Consider the following 20,092-nt stretch of genomic DNA (forward strand, 5'->3'; position numbering starts at 1 on the left):
CTAGAGGCTTTGCACCGTTATGGGGCGTTTTTGCGTTGTCTGCAAATTTGCAGGTCGGTTGTGACTTTAGTCCCATGGCGGCGTGGGTGCAGCGGTCCATACTCAAGGTTCGCCCTTCAATAACAACAAGTACCGGGTTTCTTTCGATATGAGCTACCAGCACAGCTACGTCCATTCCATTTCCGACCCTGCCGCTTTCTGGGCGGAGCAGGCCGCGCACCTGGCCTGGCACCGCAAGCCTGCCCTCACGCTGCAAGACAATGCCGACGGCACCCACCGCTGGTTCGCCGATGGCCGCCTGAACAGCTGCTACCTGGCCCTCGATCACCAGATCGAGCAGGGCCGCGGCGAGCAGCTGGCGCTGATCTACGATTCGCCGGTAACCGGCGTGCAGCAGGCCTACACCTACCATCAGCTGCGCGACGAGGTAGCGCGCCTGGCCGGTTTGCTGCGCCAGCTGGGGGTGAACAAGGGCGATGGCGTGATCATCTACATGCCCATGGTGCCCCAGGCGGCCATGGCCATGCTGGCCTGCGCGCGGATTGGCGCGGTGCACTCGGTGGTGTTCGGTGGCTTTGCCGCCAACGAGCTGGCCCTGCGCATCGACGATGCCCGGCCGACGCTGCTGCTGACGGCGTCCTGCGGGCTGGAATTTGACCGGGTGATCGAATACAAGCCGCTGGTCGACCGCGCCCTGCAACTAGCCCGGCACCAGCCGCGCAACGTGCTGGTGCTGCAACGGCCGCAGGCGCGCGCCGAACTGCAGCCGGGGCGCGACCTGGACTGGCAGGCGGCTTTGGCCAGCGCCGAGCCGGTGGCCCCGGTCGAGCTGGATGCTGGCGACCCGCTGTACATCATGTACACCTCGGGTACCACCGGCAAACCCAAGGGCATCGTCCGGGAAAACGGCGGCAATGCAGTGGCGCTGTGCTATGCCATGCGCCATATCTACGGCATGCAGGCCGGCGATGTGTGGTGGGGCATTTCCGACGTGGGCTGGGTGGTTGGCCATTCACTGATTGTCTATGGGCCGTTGATGAGCGGCTGCACCACGGTGTTCTATGAAGGCAAGCCGATTCGCACCCCAGACGCCTCGGCCTACTGGCGGGTGGTGGAGCAATACAAGGTCAACGCGCTGTTCTGTGCACCTACTGCCATGCGCGCCATCCGCAAGGAAGACCCGGAGGGCGAGCTGATCCACAAGCACGACCTGAGCTCGCTGCGTCAGCTGTTCCTGGCCGGCGAGAAGCTCGATTCCAGCACCCATGAATGGCTGGAGCGGGTCAGTGGCAAGCCGGTGCATGACCACTGGTGGCAGACCGAGACCGGCTGGCCAGTTACTGCGCCTTGCGTAGGGCTGGAAGGCAGTGCGGCGAAACCGGGGTCGAGCAACCGTGCGGTGCCGGGCTACCACGTGCGTGTGCTGGATGACGAAGGCCATCTGCTGGGCCCCAACCACCAGGGTTCAATCGTGATTGCCCTGCCATTGCCGCCCGGTTGCAGCCAGACGCTGTGGGGTGATCATGAGCGTTACTTGCAGGCTTACCTGCGCACCTACCCAGGGTATTACCACACCGGCGATGGCGGCTACCTGGACGATGACGGTTTCGTCTACATCATGGGGCGCACGGATGACGTGATCAACGTGTCCGGGCACCGGCTGTCTACCGGCGAGATGGAGGACCTGGTGGCGCGGCACCCGGCGGTGGCCGAGTGCGCGGTGATTGGCGTGCACGATGAGATCAAGGGCCAGGTGCCGTTGGCGCTGGTGGTGCTCAAGGACGGTGAAGGCATTGCCGAGGCGCAGTTGCTGGTGGACCTGGTGGGCAGCGTGCGCGAGGAAATTGGCCCGCTGGCGTGCTTCAACCGGGTGCGATTGGTGAAGCGGCTGCCCAAGACCCGCTCGGGGAAGATTCTGCGGGCGGTGCTGCGCAAGATTGCCGATGGGCAGGACTACGTGCCGCCTTCCACCCTGGATGACCCGGCGGTGCTGGGGGAGATAGAGGCGGTGCTGGCGGATTTGCCAAGGGCTGGTTGAGTCGAGATTGCTGGGGCTACTGCGTAGCCCTATCGCGACACAAGGCCGCTCCTACAAGGTAACGCGCCCTCCTGTAGGAGCGGCCTTGTGTCGCGATAGGGCCGCGCAGCGGCCCCGGGATTCATTCAGGGGCTACCTGATGCAGCTGCCCCAATCGGCTGCGCGTACGCATCAGGTCGGCCAGCGGCCCGCCCAGGCTGTCTTCCAGCGGCCGTTTGCCGATCACCATTACCTGCCGGTCCTGGTCATACAGCACATCCACCAGGTTGACGAAGCGCTGCTGCGCCGCCAGCGAGCATTCCGCCAGATCATCCAGTCCATCAATGATCCACTCATCGTATTGCCCGGCCAGCACCAGGTAGTCAATGACCGCCGTGGCCTTCTCGCACAAATCGTCAAAGCCAAGCATCACCCGCCGGCCATCAATGGCCAGCGTGCGCAGCGGGCGCTTGTTTACTTCCAGCATTACCGGCTGTTCATTCGGCACATTCAGCGCCTGCCGCTGTGCGGCATCCCCCGGCCATACATAGTGGCCCTGGGTGAAACGCTGATGCTCACGGTTGGCCGGCAGGCTGCGAAAATCGGTGTCGCCGCCCACTTCCAGCACCTGCATGCGCCCGTTGATCAGGCGAATCACCGGCAGAAAGCGCTCGTGGTACAGCGGGTTGGGCAACAGCCCTTCGGGCGCGTAGTTGGAGGTCACCAGCAGGAACACGCCGCGGGCGAACAGGGCGTTGAACAGGCGGGTGAGCAGCATGGCATCGCCAATGTCGTGCACATGGAATTCGTCGAAGCACAGCACCTGGCAACCACCCACCAGCTCGTCGAGGGTCGCGCCCAACGCGTCGTCCAGCGCCCGGTGGCGGTGCATGCCCTGGTGCAGGCGGGCAAAGAAATCATGGAAGTGCAGCCGCCGCTTGGCCTCTACCGGCACAGCCTGGAAAAAACCATCGAGCAGCCAGCTCTTGCCGCGGCCCACCGAGCCGTACAGGTACAGGCTGCGCGGCTGGCCTTGTTCAAGTTGTGCCAGCTGTTCGGCCATGCAGTGGATCACCCGACGCTGACCGTCGCTTAGTTGATAACCGCGGCTGTGCGCCTTGTCCTCGAACCAGCCGAGCAGTTCGCTCTGGTTGGCGGCGGCACCACGCAGACGCTGGCCAAGCTGGCGTAGTGGGGTAGGGATCCAGGCAGTCAAAAGCTAAGCTCCTTGGGCGATGGCTGGGCAGCGTGCAGCTTGCCCGAGGGCGGCCATTTTGACTAATACATAAAGTGCGGGGCAATGATCGCCTGACGAGATAGGTGCGCTGGACAGGCGTACATTGAAGGCTGGGAGCAATGCGAGGGGAGGTGAACATGCGCGCCGATTTTGATCTGGAGCGTTTCGTTGAAGCGCAGAACCGGGTGTACGACCAGGTGCTGCAAGAGCTGCAGGCCGGGCACAAGCGCAGCCACTGGATGTGGTACGTGTTTCCGCAGCTTGATGGCCTGGGCCACAGCGCCATGGCCGAGCGCTATGGGCTGGCGGGTATCGACGAGGCGCGGGCTTACCTGGGGCATCCGCTGCTTGGCCCACGGCTGGAGGCCTGTGTGACTGCGCTGCTGCAGCACAGCGACAAGAGTGCCCGGGAAATCCTCGGCAGCCCCGACTATCTCAAGCTGCGCTCGTGCCTGACCCTGTTCGCCCGGGCGGCGCCCGGCAACCCGTTGTACCTGCTGGCGCTGCTGCAGTTCTACGGCGGTGAGCCGGACGCCCTGACCCTGGCCATGTTGCCGGGTTAGTTCAGGCCTTGTGCTGCAGGCGGAGGGCCGCCACGTAAACCGCGAAAATGACTAACTCGCTGTTTTCTGGCAATTTTTTTTCATTAGGGGGTTCACAGACCGAAAGTTTGTTGTTAAAGTGCCGCGCATTCCAAGACAACAACCCAGTTGTCACTCAGTTGGAATTGTCAGAGCAGCTAACGCTGCATCCGATACAGGGGCGTCGCCAAGCGGTAAGGCAGCAGGTTTTGATCCTGCCATGCGTTGGTTCGAATCCAGCCGCCCCTGCCATTTTCTTGCTTCAAACGTATCTCGGTCCGGTGCTTATAAATAAGCGCTGGGCTTTGTCGTTTCCGTGTTTTTTATCATTGCGCCCCCACTCGGGGTTCGCGCCGTTCAGGACTACCCTGAAACTCCCAGCATCTCGTTCAGTACCCGCGCCAGGTCATCGGCCTTTTAGGGGCGCAACGAGGCGACGGGGTTCTGCGCCTGGCAGGACTTTTTCGTGTGCTACCGCTTTGTTGCTAATACCAAAAAACGGCTAGGCACCCCCACAGTGCCATCATCTCGCTGCTACGCTCTAAGTCTGCATAGAGCGATAAGGATAATAAGGTGACGGAGCACTTGCTGGTCGGGCTGTTGGGCCTGCTGCTATGTGGCGGTGCAATTGCGGCGGACTTCCTGGTGGAAGTACGGGTGCTGGTGCAGCGCGGCTGCATGTTGGTCAACCTGCCCCGCGATGCGGGTGCGCAGGCTCTTGGGCGCATCGACCTAGGCGCGGCCGCGCGCCTGGATGGCCCAGGTGCACCGCTCAGCGGTGTGCTGCTGAACCAGCGCCCGCCACGCCTGGAATGCAACCCCGATACCCCTTATCAAGTACGCGTCGATGGCGGCCAGCATGGCGGCGTCGGCGAGTTGCGTTTTCTTGCCAGCGATGATGACAAGGCCCGGCCCATTCCTTATCGCTTGTACCGCGACGCGGCCTGGCGCGAACCGTTGGCAGTGAATGTGGCGCAGTCGGCACGCGTGCCGGCCAGTGGTTCGGTCGAACTGCCGTTGTATGCGCGTATCGACAAACTGGCCTGGGTACCGAACGCCGGCGTGTACGCCGACCTGCTCAAAGTCACGGTCACCTGGTAGGAAGGGACGCCGCCATGCACAAGGACGCGATGCCATGAACCGTACTTCGATCCTGCTGCTTACCCTCGGCCCGCTACTGGTTCCTGGCGGTGCGGCGCATGGCACCTCCACCGGGTTCATCCAGGCGCGGCTGGTGATCAGCGCCGCCTGCCAGATCAGCAGCAACGAGACGCAGCCGGCAATACTGGGTAACCCCGGGGTGCTGGACTTTGGCGAGCGCGGCCCGAACTGGGACCAGCCGCTGCGCAGCCGGGTAGATGAAGTGGGCGGCGAGGGCAGCCTGCAGATCAGTTGCACGCCCGAAGTGCGTGCCTTCAACGTGCGCATCAATGGTGGCCTGAATGGCGACGACGGCATTCGCCGGCTGAGCAACGGCAGCCAGCTGATCCCTTACCAACTGGCGGTCGACCCGGGTGGCAACAGCCGCTACGGCATCGGCCAGGCGCGTGCCTTCACCATCAGCAGCGCCCAGCGGGTACCAATTCCCATCTACGGTGTGGTGGTGGCGCAACCGCGCGCGCTACCGGCCGGGCTGTACCGCGACACCCTCAGGGTGACCCTGGACTGGTAACAACGCAAGGAGACTCCGATGCGAACGAACCTTTCATGCTGCATCCTCGCCGGTCTGGGCCTGGCCCTGGCTTCCCAGGCCCACGCGGTCTCGGTCACCGGGAACATCAGCTCGACGCTGACCCTGACCGCAGCCTGCCAGGTCAATGGCTCCTCGGCCACCTCGGGGCTGAACTTCGGCTCCCTCAACTTCGGTACCCAGGATGCTTTGTTCACCACGGCCAACGCCCAGGTACTGGGTGGCGGCAGCGGGGCGATGAGCATTCTCTGCTCGGCCGGTACGGTTCCGGTGATCCGCGTGCGCGGAGGCAGCCACGACGGCCAATCGACCGGCGGCAGCCGTGCGCTGGCTGATGGCTCTGGCAACTTCGTGCCCTACGATTTCTACATCGACGCCGGGCACACGACCCTGTTGGTGATCGACGCCACCATCACCTTGCCGACCAGCACCGGTGCGGAGCAAACCGTCAACCTGTACGGCCAGGCACGTGGCAAGGCCGGGCTGCCGGCCGGGGTGTACACCGACACGGTGGCGGTCGAGTTGTCGTTCTGAGCCATGCGTGGCTGGCTGGCGGGTGGCCTGACCGGTATCGGTGTACTGCTGGCCGCCCCCCTGGATGCGGCAACCACCAGCAGCTTCACGGTAAATGCGCAGATCGTCGCGGGTTGCCTGGTGGTGGGCGGTGTCAACAACTACGGGATACTGAACTATGGCACCCAGTCGGCGTTGTCCACCGGGCTTCTCAGCACTTCGCTGGGCGGCACGACAGTGACCTTCCAGTGCACCCCGGGCGTGGCCCTGAGCATGAGCCTGGACGGCGGCCAGAACAGTGCCAGTGGCACGCGCAACCTCAAGAGCACCAGCGGTACGCAGGTGTTGGCTTACCAGCTGTACCAGGATGCGGCCTACAGCCAGCTCCTGGGGATAGGGCAGAGCGTGACCGTGAGCTATAGCGACGCCACGGCCATCAAGCTGCCGGTGTTCGGGCGGGTTCAGCTGACCGGCAAACTGCCGGCAGGGACTTACACCGATGTCGTGCAAGTGACGGTGACCTGGTGAGCACCAGCACCACCAATGACAAGTTTCCAAGGAGAGCTTCATGGGGGCAGGCGCGAAGTGGGCGCGTGGACTGATCGGATTGTTGTTGCTGGCAAGCCTGCCGGCCGGGGCGGCCACCTCGGTACTGATCTGGCCGATCGACCCGGTGCTGGAGGCCGACCAGAAGGCCGGTGCACTGTGGCTGGAGAACCGCGGCACCGACCCCGCCAACCTGCAGGTGCGGGTGTTTGCCTGGCGCCAGGGTGATTACCAGGAGCAGTTCCAGGCCCAGCGCGAGATCATTGGCAGCCCGCCAGTGGCCAACATCGCCCCTGGGCAGAAGCAACTGATCCGCCTGACCCGCACCGGCCCTTCGCCCGCCGGCCAGGAGCAGGCCTACCGCATCATCATCGACGAAATCCCGCCCGCCATCCCTGCCGACAAGGCTGCTTCCGGCCCCACGGCAGCCATCCGCCTGCAGATGCGCTATTCGGTGCCGCTGTTCGTCTACGGCGAAGGCTTGTGGGGCAAGGTTGACCCCGAGGGCAAGCGCAATGCCGAAGGTGTAGGCAAACCACAGCTCAGCTGGCGCCCGGTAACGGTACAGGGCAAGCCCTACGTGGAGCTGCGCAACACTGGCCCGGTACACGCACGCCTTACCGATGTGGTGGTGCAGCAGGGCAGCCAGAGCAAGCCGCTGGTCGAGGGTTTGCTGGGTTATGTGCTGCCAGGTGCCAGCATGCGCTGGCCCGCGCCGGTGGCGACCACTACCGGCAGCGTGCTGAAAGGCCGGGTGAACGGGCAGAGCAACGCGGACGCGATCCGCCAGGGCCAATGAGCCAGCGGCTGAATGCTGCGCAGGGATCATGGAGGCCCCGGCAATGGTTGGAAACCGTGCGTGAAATGGCTGACGGCGACGACGCGCCGCTGGTGCCTGGGGCTGGCCATGGTCAGCCCCGGCCTGGTGCTGGCCGACGACCTACCGCCGCCGCCCACCGAGCTATCCGCAATTACCGACGCCACGCTGTATCTCGACCTGTTGGTGAACCAGATGCCCAAGGCTGAGTTGGTACCGGTGCAGCAGCGGACCGGGCGGCTGTACCTGGAAAGCGAGGTACTACGTGCTGCCGGGGTGTCACTGCCGGGCAACCCTCAGGGCGAAGTGGCCCTGGACGCGATCAGCGGCCTGCATACCGACTATGACAGCCAGAACCAGCGCCTGCTGCTGCAAGTGCCACCGGCCTGGCTGCCCGCCCAGCAGGTGGGCGACCGTAGCCTGTATCCGCCCAGCGATGCGCGCAGCAGCTTTGGCGCGTTGTTCAACTACGACCTGTACCTCAACGACACCGATGATGCCGGCACGTACCTGGCGGCCTGGAACGAACTGCGCCTTTTCGACAGCTGGGGTACTTTCTCCAGCACCGGGCAGTGGCGCCAGTCGTTCAATGATGCGCAGACCGACGACACGCGTCAGGGTTTCCTGCGTTACGACACCACCTGGCGCTTCACTGACGAACAGCGCCTGCAGACCTATGAAGCCGGTGACTTCGTCACCGGTGCGTTGCCCTGGACCAGTTCGGTTCGGGTGGGCGGCCTGCAACTGTCGCGCGACTTCGCCGCGCGGCCGGACCTGGTCACTTACCCATTGCCAGCGTTTGCCGGCGAGGCAGCGGTACCGACCTCGCTCGACCTGTTCATCAACGGCTACAAGTCCAGCACCACCGAGTTGCAGCCAGGCCCCTACACGCTGACCAACGTGCCGTTCATCAATGGCGCCGGGGAGGCGGTGGTAGTCACCACCGATGCCCTTGGCCGGCAGGTGTCGACCACCTTGCCGTTCTACGTCACCAGCAGCCTGTTGCAGAAAGGCCTGTCGGATTACTCGGTAGCGGCCGGTAGCCTGCGCCGCGATTACGGCGTGCGCGACTTTAGCTACGGGCCCGGGGTTGCTTCGGCCAGCCTGCGTTATGGGGTGAGTGACACCTTCACCCTGGAGACCCATGCCGAAACCGCAGACTCGCTGATGCTGGGTGGCCTGGGTGGCAACATGCGCCTGGGCAACTTCGGTGTGCTTAACGCCGCCCTGGCGCAAAGCCAGTTCGACGGCGACAAGGGCCACCAGGTCGCCCTTGGCTACCAGTACAACAGCCAGCGCATCGGTTTCAGCTACCAGCGCCTGCAACGCCACGGCGACTACACCGACCTGACCCGGGTCGACGCCCCGGACATGCAATTGAGCACACGCAGCGAGCAGGTCACTCTCAGCCTCAACCTGAACGAGTACGGCAACATCGGCGCCGGCTACTTCGATGTACGTGCCGGCGATGGCACCCGCACCCGGCTGATCAACCTCAGCTACAGCAGGCCGTTGTGGGGCAACAGCAGCGTGTACTTGTCGGCCAACCGCGAAGTTGGCGACAGCCAGTGGGCCGTGCAGGCGCAACTGGTGATCCCGTTCGATTTGCACGGCACCCTGGCCCTGGGGGTGGAACGCAACCAGGATGGCGAGAGCCTGCAGCGGGCCAACTACAGCCGCGCGGTGCCGGTAGGTGGCGGTGTGGGTTACAACCTGGGCTATGCCGCTGGTAGTGACCGCGATGCCTATAGCCAGGCCGACGTCACCTGGCGCCTGCAGTCGGTGCAGTTGCAGGCCGGGGTGTATGGCAGCAGCGGCGAGATGACCCGCTGGGCTGACGCCAGTGGCTCGCTGGTATGGATGGATGCCGGCCTGTTTGCCGCCAACCGCATCGACGATGCCTTTGTGGTGGTGAGCACCGATGGCTACGCCGACGTACCGGTGCGTTACGAGAACCAGGAGGTTGGCCGCACCGATGCCGGTGGCCACTTGTTGGTGCCCTACGGCAGTGGCTATTACCGCGGCAAGTACGAGATCGACCCGATGGACCTGCCGCCTGATGTGCTGGCGCCCAATGTGGAGCAGCGCGTGGCCGTGCGTCGGGGCAGCGGCTACTTGCTGGAATTCCCGCTCAAGCGGGTAATGGCGGCCAGTGTCGAACTGGTCGACGGCAACCAGCAGGCGCTCAAACTGGGTAGCCGCGTTACCCATGCAGAAAGCGGCAGCCAGGCGGTGGTCGGTTGGGATGGCCTGGTGTACCTGGAAAACCTGGCGCCGCACAATCGCCTGCAGGTGGAGATTGAAGGGGGCGGGCAGTGCCAGGTCGAGTTCGACTTGCCGCAGACACAAGGCTCGATCCCTCTGGTTGGCCCGTTGGTGTGCAAATGAAGGCGCTATACAGAGGGATATGGGCCTGTGCCCTGCTGTTGTGGGCAGGCTCGGCCTGGGCCAAATGCACTTCGGTGGTGCCTGCACCAGCGGCGTTCGGCTCGCTCAACTCGGCCCAGGTACTGAGTACCGTACAAACTGCCTCCAGTAGCAACTCGGGTTTGCAGTGCAACGGTTCGGTGCTGAGCGTGCTCAGCAGCACCGACTCCTTCAAGGTGAAAGTCACCTCGGCTACCAGCGGACTGGTGGGGCCAACTGGGGACATCATCCCCTACACGTTGTATGCCGACGCCACGACCACCTACCCGATCACCCGCGGTAATTTCTTCGAGTTCAGGACCACTGGCATCCTCGACCTGCTGGGGTTGCTCAATGGTACGCCCAAGGCCGTACCGCTCTACATGCGCACCCTGGTTGGCAGCAATGTTGCGGCAGGGCTCTATCAGGAAACCCTCAACGTCCAATGGGAATGGAGCTACTGCGAGGGGATTGGCCTTGGCGGGTTTTGCATAGGGCAAGACACGGGCTCCTATACCAAGACCCTGTTGGTGAGCATGACGGTGACCAACGACTGCCAGATCACTACGCCCAACATCAGTTTTGGCAGTGCGCCAGTTGTGGCGGGTTTTGGCACGGTGAGCCAAAGCCTGAGCGTGTCGTGCACCAAGGGCAGCAACTACACCGTGGGGCTGGATGACGGCCTGAATGTGGCCAGCGGGCGGCGGCGGATGAAGTCGACGGCCAACAATTATCTGGCCTACGACATTTTCAAGAGTGCCAGCACGGTGCGCTGGGGTTCGTCGGGCACCGCGCGGCGCGCGAGCACCGACGCCGACGTCAACCCTGGGGCAGGTACCGGTACGGGGAGCCAGGTGTTCAACTACAACGCCAAGGTCTATACCGACCAGGCTACGCCGCCGGCGGCGAGCTATACCGACAGTGTGATTCTGGATGTGCAGTTCTGAAGTTGCCTTCATCCTCGCAGCCAGCGCAATCTCTGCGGTAGCGGGCGAGCCCGCGAACACCGGCAAAGCCGGTGCCATCCATTGCGTTGCCTGTTTCGCGGGCACGCCCGCTCCCACAGGTACTGCGTAAGGCATGGTTCAACGCAAATTTCCAACCATCTTCGCCAGGGTCTCCAGTACCGCGCCGGCCAGCGCCTTGGAGCGCGCCCCCGACCAGCCGGTTACCGCATCGGGTGCGTCGTCGTGGTCCTTGAACGGCATTTCCAGGGTCAGTGACAGGCAGTCATGCGCCATGCCCACCGCATTGCAGGCCAGTGTCGTGTTCGCCTGTCCAGGTTCGTCACGGGTGTAACCATGCACGGTCTGGAAATCCTGGGTCAAGCTGCACAGGGTGCTGCGGAACTGCTCTTCCAGCTGCGCCAGGCGCGGCGTATAGCCCGGGTTGCCTTCACAGGCCGCGGTGAACACATGGGGAATCTCTTCGTCGCCATGTACGTCGATGAATGCATCCACCCCGTACTGCTTCATCTGCGCCTGGGCGAAGAACACTTCCGGGCTGAGTTCGACGCTGGCGTCCTGCCAGGCTCGGTTGAGGTCCTTGCCCTTGAAGTTGGTGCGCAGGTGGCCGAGGAAGGCGCCATCGGGGTTCATGTTGGGGATCAGGTACAGGTCGGCCTTGGCCAGCAATTGCTGGATGACCGCGTCGTTGGCCTGCAGGCGGTCGATCACGCCTTCCATGAACCATTCGGCCATGTGCTCGCCCGGGTGTTGCTGGGCAATCAGCCACAGCTTGCGCTTGCCCGCAGCACCGTCGCCAGCACGCAGCAGCGGGATGTCGCGGCCCTGCACGCTGCGGCCGCAGGCCAGCAGGTCGATCCCCGGCAACTGCCGTGCCCGTTCGATCAACTGGTTGTGGCGGGCACGTGGGTAGGGCTCGAAGTAGGCGAACCAGACCTGTTCCTGCTCAGCCTTCACCTCGAACGTCAGCGCCGTGCCATCGAACTGGCTGGGCACGCGGAACCAGCTTTGCTGGTCGTAGGAGGCCACGGCGTTGTAGCCGCTCCAGGCGTTCTTGTAGGAGGAGCCGGAGGCATTGTCGAGGCTGAAACGATGGACCTGGCCCGGCGTGAGCCCGCTGACCTTGAAGTGGAACCACTGGTAGTGGCCACTGTGGGTGTCGGGGCGGATGGCCAGGTGTACCTGGGCCGGGTTGCTGGCATCCAGCACCTGGATATTGCCAGAGTCGAAATCGCAGTCGATCTGCAGGGGGGGCAGCGTCACGGTCATGGGCCGGGTTCCTTTGCGGGCATTGTTGTGAGGGCTACTGTACACGGCTTGGCAGGGTTGCTGCGCGAGATCTGGCAATACGGCCCGATCAGGCGGTTGATGTTTCTGATGACCCGTAATTGCTGGGGAGGGTACTAAGCGAGTGTTTCGACTGGCTGTGGAGCCGTGACTTGCAGGATGACCTGAAGCTAGCTCGGCAATTGCTGGGGTTGCAGCTGCAGGCAGCCTGATTACCTGAGGGAGCCGTGGCGCCTGGCACCGGCTGCGACGGTGTTCGCGGGCCCGCTCCCACAGCGTCGCAGTCTTATTGTAAGGTCACCGGCTTCATTTCCTCCGGCATCTTTTGAACAGCTGCCTCCATCCGCGCGATCGGTCCCGCAAGTTCGTCCGCTTCCTTATCCTTGCCTTCCAATCTCAGGCGATCACGCATCAGGCGTAGTGTGAGCAAGTTTTTCTGTAGCTTCAGGGCCGAGGCATTGAACGGGTCCATGGTTTTCTCATGCTGTAGGCTTCCATGCCGTTGTAGGAAAATTGGACCCTAGCAATTCGAATTTGCTGGTGAAACTGATGTTTCATACAGGGAAATCTCGCTGCATCGCTTCTTCCTACGTCAGACGGTAAAAGATCCTACAACCTGCGTTTCAAGTCATTTATTTCAAACCCAGCTCAAGACCGCGTGATAACTCGGCCCAATCGGTTTGCGACAATGCAGGCCCTCGGCGCACCTCAACACAGGGCCTGCCGTGCTCTTCGAAACGTTATGTAGCAATTGCCGCACCGCAGGCTACAAGTGGTCTGCATCGACTACCGCTTGGGCAAACGCCTGCGGTGCTTCCTGCGGCAGGTTGTGGCCAATGCCACCGCCGACCAGCCGATACTCGTACTTGCCGGTAAAGCGCTGCGCATACGCTTCGGCCGGTGGGTGCGGTGCTGCGTTGGCGTCGCCTTCCAGGGCGATGGTTGGTACGCCGATGCTGGGGAAGCTGGCCAGCTTGGCTTCCAGCGGGTCGTAGCGCGTTTCGCCTTGGGCCAGCCCCAGTCGCCAGCGGTAGTTATGCACGGTAATGGCCACTTGGTCGGGGTTGTCCAGGGCCTTGGCGCTGCGCTCGAAGGTGGCGTCGTCGAAGGCCCACTTGGGTGAGGCGGTTTGCCAGATAAGTTTGGCGAAGGCATGGCGGTTCTGTTCATAGCCGGCCTGGCCGCGCGCGGTGGTGAAGTAGTACTGGTACCACCACTGCAACTCGGCGCTGGGTGGCAGGGGGGCCTTGGCGGCCTCCTGGCTGCTGATCAGGTAGCCGCTGACCGATACCAGGGCCTTTACCCGCTCTGGCCACAGCGCCGAGACGATGTCGGCGGTGCGCGCGCCCCAGTCAAAGCCAGCCAGCACGGCATGCTGGATGTGCAGCGCGTCCATGAAAGCGATGACGTCGCTAGCCAGTGCCGCAGGCTGGGCGTTGCGTGGGGTTGCTGCAGACAGGAAGCGGGTCTGGCCGTAGCCGCGCACGTAGGGCACCAGCACCCGGTAACCTTTTGCAGCCAGGGCAGGAGTAACCGCTTCGAAGCTGTGAATGTCATACGGCCAGCCATGCAGCAGGATCACCACCGGGCCATCGGCCGGGCCCTGTTCTACGTAGGCCACATCGAGCACGCCAGCGTTGACGTGTTTCAACGGGCCGAAGTCATCCGCCACTGCAGCAGCTGCCGGGGGCTTTTGTGCTGTCGCCGTGGCGAAGTTCGCAGCCATCAAGCCAAGCGGCAGCAAGGCACAGGCAAGCAGCGTACGGCTGAAACGGCGTGGCAGGGCGGCGGTCGGGTAGCTGGCAGGCATTGGGCATCTCCTTGGCGAAGCTATCGGTGCGGGTTGGTGGGTGCCAGTAAAGATGACGGCTGTATCGCGGATGTGTCCGATCGGCCCGCAGCAAGCGTTCTTGTGTATCAGGTCTCAATTTGTACACATGAAGATACAAGCGCCGGGCGGCCCCAGGGTTTTGATGTAACCATCAAGAGTGCTGGGGCCGCTTTGCGGCCCTATCGCGACGCAAGGCCGCTCCCACAATGAACTTCTGCCTGCCATCTGATCCGCTTTTTTTCCACAAACCTGAATCTGTAACCGTATCAGCCCAGGCCGGACAATGTGCCCATTCCCGCATCACAACTGTAGAGGTTCCGATGGGCAAGCTGGCGCTGTTCCTGGGTGGTTTTCTGCTGCTGACCATTCTGATTGGTATTCTTGGCACGATTCCGCCAGGCTGACTTCAACTGCGTTTTCCTGCGCGGCCCGTCTACTTCAACTGACGGGCCCAATCCCTGACCCATTGGCCAGTCTTTTTCCTTCTTGCGCGGCTGGACAAGCGGTAGGTGCAAGTCATTCTCAAGTGCAAAAGCCTCGTGTAGTCTGCCGCCGCCGTTCATTCGGACGGCGTTTTTGCCTTGGAGTCGATACATTAATGGAATGCAAGAAAGGCACCTCAGCCATGCTGGAGTGGCGTAGCCGTTTTCTCGCCGATGGCACGCTTGATGAGCAAGGCTATGACCGGGCACTACGTAATGCCGAAACGCTGGAGCAAGCGGGCGTGATCAGTACGCTGGAGTGGATCGAGTTGGTCAGGCTGGCCAATTCGGCATTGCTGGAAGTGCGATAAGTCATTCTTTACGTTAGGAAAACTGTCCACAAAAAACGTGGGTAGGTCTGTGGATAAAGTGCTGCAGGCCAAGCCAGCGGCGGGCTCTGTTAAATTGAGCATATTTTGAACAGCCGTTTCGCGGGCCTGTTTCAGTGGGCCAGGCCGGCGCGGCGCAGGGCAGCCAGCAAGTCGCGCACCCGCGCCGGCAGCTCGCCGGCAGGGTACACGGCATGCATTTGCGGGTCTTGGCCACTGCTGGAAGTCAGGCGGTACTGCGGGCACACCCGCACCAGCCGCCCAGCCTTCACCTGCGCTTCGCCGACCCAGGCGGCCAGGCGGGCGATGCCGGCGCCGGCCAAGCTGCTGTGGTACACCGCATCGCCTGAGCCCAGGCGCAGCCTGGGCCTGGGGCGCAGGCTGGTGATCTGGCCGTCGCGGCAGAAGTGCCAGGCTTTAAGGATGCGCGGCGCCGTGTGCAGGATCAATGTGTGCACCGCGAGCTCTTCGGGGTGCTGTGGCATGCCGGCCACGGCCAGGTAAGCCGGGCTGGCGTACAGGTGGCGCTGGTAAGCCCATAGCGGGTAGCCGATCAGCTCGCTCGATTGCGGAAAGGCACCGCGCACCACGAAATCGAACTTGCCTTGCAGCGGGTCGAGGGCTTCGTCGCTGTACTGTACGTCCAGGGTCACCTGCGGGTGGCAGCGAGAAAATTCGGCGAGCACCTGGGGCAGCACATGTTCACCGAGCAGCTGCGGCACGGCGAAGCGGATCCAGCCTTGTGCACTGCCACTGAGCGCGGCCAGTTCGTCGGCGGCATCACGTTGCACATCCAGCAAGCGCTCGGCGTGCGGCAGCAGGCGCTCGCCAGCTTCGGTCAGGGTCACGGCGTTGGCGTTGCGGTTCAGCAGCTTGCTCCCGGCGTTATCCTCCAGGGTTTGTACCGCACGGGTAACCGCGCTGGGTGAGCGGCCCAGCGCGCGAGCGGCAGCGACGAAGCTGCGCTTGTGCGCCACACTGACGAACGCCTGGATTTCCCGCAGCATGTCCAATGCCATTGCCTGCTCCTCGTTGCAGCTTTTGCAATATGGCATTTCAACACAAGCGCAGCACTTTGATTAGCCTTGCAGGGTATTTACTGCCTGGAACCGCGTCATGATGGATATTGCTGTGCTTTCTGTTTTCGCCTTCGCTGCTGGCTTGATCGACGCCGCAGTGGGTGGCGGTGGGCTGATCCAGATCCCGGCCTTGTTCAACGTGCTGCCTAGCGCGCAACCGGCGGCATTGCTCGGCAGCAACAAGCTGGCGTCGGTGTGTGGCACGGCCTTCGCGGCACGTTCGTTCATCCGCAAGGTGACGCTGGACTGGGGGCTGATTGTGCCTGCGGCACTCAGTGCGTTTGTCATGTCGTTCGCCGGCGCTGCCACGGTGTCGCTGGTGCCGCCCAGCGTGATGCGCCCGGCGGTGCTGGTGCTGATCGTGCTGATGGCCATCTACACCTTTTGCAAGAAGGACTTCGGCACGCTGCACAAGCCTGCGCAGATCGGCCGTAAGGAGCAGTGCCTGGCGGTACTGATCGGCGGCGCGATCGGCTTCTACGATGGCCTGTTCGGCCCAGGCACCGGCAGCTTCTTGATCTTCCTGTTCATTCGCTTCTTTGCCCTGGATTTCCTGCACGCCTCGGCCTCGGCCAAGGTGGTGAACATTGCCACCAACCTGGCAGCGCTGGTGTTCTTCGTGCCGACGGGCAATGTGCTGTATGCCATCGCCTTGCCCATGGCGCTGTGCAACATTCTCGGTGCACTGACCGGTACCTGGCTGGCGGTGCGCAAGGGTGCGGGCTTTGTACGCGGGCTGTTCCTGGTGCTGTTGTGTGTGCTGATTGCCAAGCTTTCCTGGGACTTGCTTGCAGGCTAGCTCAGATCACCTGGCGCTGCAGCTCGGCCTGCTCGACGCGGTTGCGGCCGTGTGCCTTGGCCCGGTACAGCGCCTGGTCGGCCTGTGCCAGCAATTCGTCCAGGCTAGGGGCAGGGGTGTCGGCGTCGCAGCCGGCCAGGCCGATACTCACGGTAATTTGCAGGCGCTGGTCAGCCTGCACCACGTGCAAGTCCTGCACGGCGCGGCGCAGGCGTTCTGCGGTGAACTTGGCCCGCTCTGGCGCAAGGCCCGGGAGGATAACCACGAACTCCTCGCCGCCCAGGCGTGCAAGTAGCTCATCGTTGTGCAACTGGTCTTGCAGGGTGCTGGCGAACTGGCGCAGCACCTGGTCACCGACCGCGTGGCCGTAGGCATCGTTGATCGACTTGAAGTGGTCGATGTCCAGCATCATCAGGGTCACCGGCAGCGCCTGGGCGTGTTGCTGGCGGCTGTCCAGCAGGGCATTGGCGCGGCGGGTGAAGGCGCTGCGGGTAAGCACGCCGGTGAGGTGGTCGATGGTCGCCTGGTGCGCCAGCCGGGCCATCAGGCTGCGGTTGGCCTGGCTGACGCAGGCCACCACCAGCGGGCCGAGCACCAGCATGGCAATGCCCAGGCGCGCCGACATCAGCGTGGTTACTCCAGGCTCGCTTTGCGGCACACTGAAGTGCATGAGGTTTTGCGCCACTGCCACGATCAGTGTACTGCCGGCGGTAAGCGTCAGCAGTGAAACCATGAAGGGTGAGTAGGTCCAGGCGCACCACAGCAGCGCGGCGATCGGGAAGGCAATCGCGCCGGGGCCACCAAAGATGATGCTGAACGCCAGCGAGGCCAGCAGCACCAGCAGCGGCGCCAGGCGGATGGCCTGGGCACCACCGCGTACTAACGCCCGCACCGAGGGCGCGGTGAGCAGCACCGGCAGCACCAGCACGCTGGTCGAAAACTGTTCGCTGAACCAGGCCAGCCAAGTGGCGCGCAACGACTGTTCGAACCACGGCGCGGCCATTACCGCCGCCATGCTGGCCGCCACCATGGCGCCGGCGGCACAGGCGGCGAACACGCTGAGCACGCCGTGCGGGGTGCGCATGCGCCGGTGCAGGCGCGGCAGGCGCGACAACAACTGCCAGAGAGTTACCACCACGCCCAGGTTGCACAGGTTGAACCACAACGCTGGCACCCAGGCGCTGCCACACAGCAGGTCGGCGCCGACCATCGCCAGCCAGACCAGGGCAAAGCCCGCGAGCGTGGCCTGGCGGGGGTAGCGCAGCAGCACGCCGGCCAGTACCGCGTTGACCGGCCAGAACAGTGACAGCGACTCGATCGGGCGTGCCAGGATGCCGCCTAGGGTGAGGGCAAAGGTCAGGCAAAGCAGAACGACGTGGGGCAAAAAGCGCGATTGGGCTGGAAAAACCATGGGCTCGACCGGCAAGCGGAAACGAAATCCAGGACAACGGCTTAAAGCACCTGGGGCAATTTAGGCATCAGTGTGTTTCGTCAGGCTACTTGATGTCAATCTGCTGCGATCGGTCGAGATAATGCCAGGTTGCCTCTATCCGTCGCCAATGGCCTCACAGCCCGAAGAACCACGGCACCATCACCACGGTTACCAGCATCACCAGCAAGGTGAAGGGCACGCCAATCTTGACGAAGTCAGCAAAGCGGTATTGCCCTGGGCCCAGCACCAGCGTGTTGACCGGTGAAGACACCGGCGTCATGAACGCCGCCGACGCCGCCAGCGCCACGGTCATGGCGAACGGGTAGGGCGACATGCCCAGCTGTGCTGCGGTGCTGACGGCTACCGGTGCCATCAGTACTGCAGTAGCCGTGTTGGAGATGAACAGGCCGATCACCGCCGTGACTGCAAACAGGCAGGCGAGGATAGCGCTGGGGCCGGCACCACCCAGCACGCTGACCAGCCCGCCCACCGCCAGGTCGATACCGCCGGTTTTCTGCAGCGCCTGGGCAAATGGCAGCATGCCTACAATCAGCACCAGGCTTTGCCAGTGGATGGCCCGGTAGGCGCTGTTCATATCGATGCAGCGGCCAGCGCCCATCAGCAGGCAGCCGATAAGCGCGGCCATGACGTTGGGCACTGCGCCACTGACCATCAGCCCGACCATCACCGCCAGGCTGAACAATGCCTGGGGGGCGCGGGTGCGCGCAGGCGCGACCAGGTCGATTTCGGCAGGCAGGCTCAGCACGAGGAAGTCTCTGGGCTTGCTCTGCAGCTGGCGTACGGCCTTCCACGGGCCGACCACCAGCAGGGTGTCGCCCAGCCGCAGTTTTTCTTCCACCAGTTGCTCTTCAATCGCCGTCTGCTCGCGGCGCAGGCCGACCACATTGAGGTCAAAGCGGGTGCGGAAGGCCAGTTCGAGGATGCTCTTGCCGATCAGTTGCGAGCCCGGTGGCAGCGAGACCTCGGCCATGCCCAGCTCCTGGGACTGGTCGATGAAATAGGCAGCCTTGAAGTGCAGGGGTTCCAGTTGCATGGTCTGGCATAGGCTGCGCAGGTCGTCGCGGTTTGCAAACAGGTCAAGCAGCAGCACGTCGCCCTGCTGCAGCACGGTGTTGGAGTCGGCGGTGATCACCCGTGTGGTGAACTTGTGCTGGCGCTCGATGCCGATCACGTTGGCGCCGTGACGGGTGCGCAGTTCCAGCTCGCCCAGGGTGTGGCCAATCAGCGGCGAGTGGGGGCGGATGCGCAGGCGCCGTTCACGGCCGCTGAGCTTGTAGTCCAGCACCAGGTCCAGCAAGGTGCGGCGGCTTTCCACGCGCCCGTCCTTGCGCACTTCGCCATTGAGCCAGTGGCGGGTCAGGAGCATGTAGCCGATGCCCAGTACCAGCACCACCAGGCCGAACGGGGTGAAGCTGAAGAAGCTGAAGCCCTGTTCGCCATGGCGCACCAGTTCACTGTGCACCACCACGTTGGGTGGCGTGGCCACCAGGCTGAGCATGCCGCTGATCAGGCCGGCGAAGGCCAGTGGCATCATCAGTCGGCTGGGTGAGAGTTGCAGGCGTGCGGCGATACTCAGCACCACCGGAATAAAGATGGCCACCACGCCGGTGGAGCTCATCATCGAGCCCAGCCCGGCCACGGCTGCCATCAGCAGTACCAGCAGGCGGGCCTCACTGTTGCCGGCCCGCTCGCTCATCCATTCGCCGATGCGGTAGGCAATGCCGGTACGCACCAGGCCTTCGCCGATCACGAACAGGGCGGCGATCAACACCACGTTGGGGTCGCTGAAGCCGGCCAGGGCCTGCTCCACGGTGAGAATGCCGAGTAGCGGCAGGGCGAGGATCACCAGCAGGGCGACCACGTCCATGCGTGGGCGGTTGATGACGAACAGGACAATGACGATGGCCAGCAGGCCGAGGACCCAGAGCAGCTCTTGGTTCATGGGGAGGGGGTGTTCCTTCACGCGGGGGCACGATAGACAGTAGCAGCCAATGTGCCAGCTTGTGGTGAAGGGGGTGTTGATGTGCTGCAACAAAAAGGGCCGCAAAGCGGCCCCTGGT

The 20,092-nt window shown here is 63.5% G+C and carries 19 protein-coding genes and 1 tRNA gene; 13 read left to right on the forward strand and 7 right to left on the reverse strand.

Going from position 1 to position 20,092, the window contains the following annotated elements:
- Positions 1–148 precede the first annotated feature (148 nt).
- On the forward strand, positions 149–2,038 hold the full coding sequence (locus ABE456_RS05050) for a propionyl-CoA synthetase (protein WP_346642977.1): 1,890 nt from the start codon (positions 149–151) through the stop codon (positions 2,036–2,038).
- A gap of 121 nt (positions 2,039–2,159) precedes the next feature.
- Here the strand turns inward: ABE456_RS05050 and zapE are convergent, their stop codons facing one another.
- The gene (gene zapE / locus ABE456_RS05055) at positions 2,160–3,233 is read right to left on the reverse strand and encodes a cell division protein ZapE (protein WP_346642978.1); all 1,074 of its coding nucleotides are present in this window, start codon (positions 3,231–3,233) and stop codon (positions 2,160–2,162) included.
- A 158-nt stretch (positions 3,234–3,391) separates the two neighbouring features.
- Here zapE and ABE456_RS05060 point away from each other — a divergent pair, with 158 nt between their 5' ends.
- The 9 genes from ABE456_RS05060 (at position 3,392) to ABE456_RS05100 (ending at position 10,754) form a co-directional block, all read left to right on the forward strand.
- Positions 3,392–3,817 (forward strand): DUF1810 domain-containing protein, encoded by a 426-nt coding sequence (locus ABE456_RS05060; RefSeq protein ID WP_346642979.1) that lies wholly within the window; start codon positions 3,392–3,394, stop codon positions 3,815–3,817.
- Positions 3,818–4,012: 195 nt separating this feature from the next.
- A tRNA-Gln gene (locus ABE456_RS05065) sits at positions 4,013–4,087 on the forward strand.
- Between the two features lie 321 nt (positions 4,088–4,408).
- A complete protein-coding gene (locus ABE456_RS05070) occupies positions 4,409–4,936 on the forward strand; it encodes a spore coat U domain-containing protein (protein WP_346642980.1) in 528 nt (175 codons plus the stop codon).
- Positions 4,937–4,970: 34 nt separating this feature from the next.
- Positions 4,971–5,507: a spore coat U domain-containing protein gene (locus ABE456_RS05075; RefSeq protein WP_346642981.1), complete on the forward strand. Its 537-nt coding sequence runs from the start codon at positions 4,971–4,973 to the stop codon at positions 5,505–5,507.
- Positions 5,508–5,525: 18 nt separating this feature from the next.
- Positions 5,526–6,059, forward strand: a complete 534-nt coding sequence (locus ABE456_RS05080) for a spore coat U domain-containing protein (RefSeq protein WP_346642982.1) — start codon at positions 5,526–5,528, stop codon at positions 6,057–6,059.
- A 3-nt stretch (positions 6,060–6,062) separates the two neighbouring features.
- Positions 6,063–6,566 carry a spore coat U domain-containing protein gene (locus tag ABE456_RS05085; protein ID WP_346642983.1) on the forward strand — a complete coding sequence of 168 codons (504 nt, stop codon included), beginning with the start codon at positions 6,063–6,065 and terminating at the stop codon, positions 6,564–6,566.
- A 40-nt stretch (positions 6,567–6,606) separates the two neighbouring features.
- A complete protein-coding gene (locus tag ABE456_RS05090; RefSeq protein ID WP_346642984.1) occupies positions 6,607–7,383 on the forward strand; it encodes a molecular chaperone in 777 nt (258 codons plus the stop codon).
- A gap of 108 nt (positions 7,384–7,491) precedes the next feature.
- Complete coding sequence (locus tag ABE456_RS05095; protein ID WP_346643026.1) at positions 7,492–9,789, forward strand: fimbria/pilus outer membrane usher protein; 2,298 nt, start codon at positions 7,492–7,494, stop codon at positions 9,787–9,789.
- Positions 9,786–10,754 (forward strand): spore coat U domain-containing protein, encoded by a 969-nt coding sequence (locus tag ABE456_RS05100; RefSeq protein ID WP_346642985.1) that lies wholly within the window; start codon positions 9,786–9,788, stop codon positions 10,752–10,754. Before ABE456_RS05095 ends, ABE456_RS05100 begins: the two co-directional genes overlap by 4 nt.
- Positions 10,755–10,892: 138 nt before the next feature.
- Here the strand turns inward: ABE456_RS05100 and ABE456_RS05105 are convergent, their stop codons facing one another.
- From ABE456_RS05105 to ABE456_RS05115, 3 genes are all read right to left on the reverse strand, one after another.
- Complete coding sequence (locus ABE456_RS05105; protein ID WP_346642986.1) at positions 10,893–12,041, reverse strand: M14-type cytosolic carboxypeptidase; 1,149 nt, start codon at positions 12,039–12,041, stop codon at positions 10,893–10,895.
- 304 nt (positions 12,042–12,345) lie between these two features.
- Complete coding sequence (locus ABE456_RS05110) at positions 12,346–12,531, reverse strand: hypothetical protein (RefSeq protein WP_346642987.1); 186 nt, start codon at positions 12,529–12,531, stop codon at positions 12,346–12,348.
- Positions 12,532–12,825: 294 nt separating this feature from the next.
- Positions 12,826–13,869, reverse strand: coding sequence for an alpha/beta hydrolase (locus ABE456_RS05115; protein WP_346642988.1), 1,044 nt, complete (start codon positions 13,867–13,869; stop codon positions 12,826–12,828).
- A gap of 227 nt (positions 13,870–14,096) precedes the next feature.
- Here ABE456_RS05115 and ABE456_RS05120 point away from each other — a divergent pair, with 227 nt between their 5' ends.
- Positions 14,097–14,294, forward strand: a complete 198-nt coding sequence (locus tag ABE456_RS05120) for a hypothetical protein (protein ID WP_346642989.1) — start codon at positions 14,097–14,099, stop codon at positions 14,292–14,294.
- A 194-nt stretch (positions 14,295–14,488) separates the two neighbouring features.
- Positions 14,489–14,683 carry a hypothetical protein gene (locus ABE456_RS05125; protein ID WP_346642990.1) on the forward strand — a complete coding sequence of 65 codons (195 nt, stop codon included), beginning with the start codon at positions 14,489–14,491 and terminating at the stop codon, positions 14,681–14,683.
- A 131-nt stretch (positions 14,684–14,814) separates the two neighbouring features.
- On the opposite strand, the gene ABE456_RS05130 is transcribed toward ABE456_RS05125, so the two are convergent.
- Complete coding sequence (locus ABE456_RS05130) at positions 14,815–15,720, reverse strand: LysR substrate-binding domain-containing protein (RefSeq protein ID WP_346642991.1); 906 nt, start codon at positions 15,718–15,720, stop codon at positions 14,815–14,817.
- Positions 15,721–15,817: 97 nt separating this feature from the next.
- Here ABE456_RS05130 and ABE456_RS05135 point away from each other — a divergent pair, with 97 nt between their 5' ends.
- Complete coding sequence (locus ABE456_RS05135) at positions 15,818–16,579, forward strand: TSUP family transporter (protein ID WP_346642992.1); 762 nt, start codon at positions 15,818–15,820, stop codon at positions 16,577–16,579.
- 1 nt (position 16,580) lies between these two features.
- On the opposite strand, the gene ABE456_RS05140 is transcribed toward ABE456_RS05135, so the two are convergent.
- Entirely contained in the window at positions 16,581–18,005 is a 1,425-nt protein-coding gene (locus ABE456_RS05140) for a diguanylate cyclase (protein ID WP_346642993.1), read from the reverse strand.
- 139 nt (positions 18,006–18,144) lie between these two features.
- Complete coding sequence (locus ABE456_RS05145; protein ID WP_346642994.1) at positions 18,145–19,974, reverse strand: SLC13 family permease; 1,830 nt, start codon at positions 19,972–19,974, stop codon at positions 18,145–18,147.
- Positions 19,975–20,092: the final 118 nt, after the last annotated feature.

This window comes from Pseudomonas sp. TWI929, from assembly GCF_039673335.1.
GTDB lineage: Bacteria > Pseudomonadota > Gammaproteobacteria > Pseudomonadales > Pseudomonadaceae > Aquipseudomonas.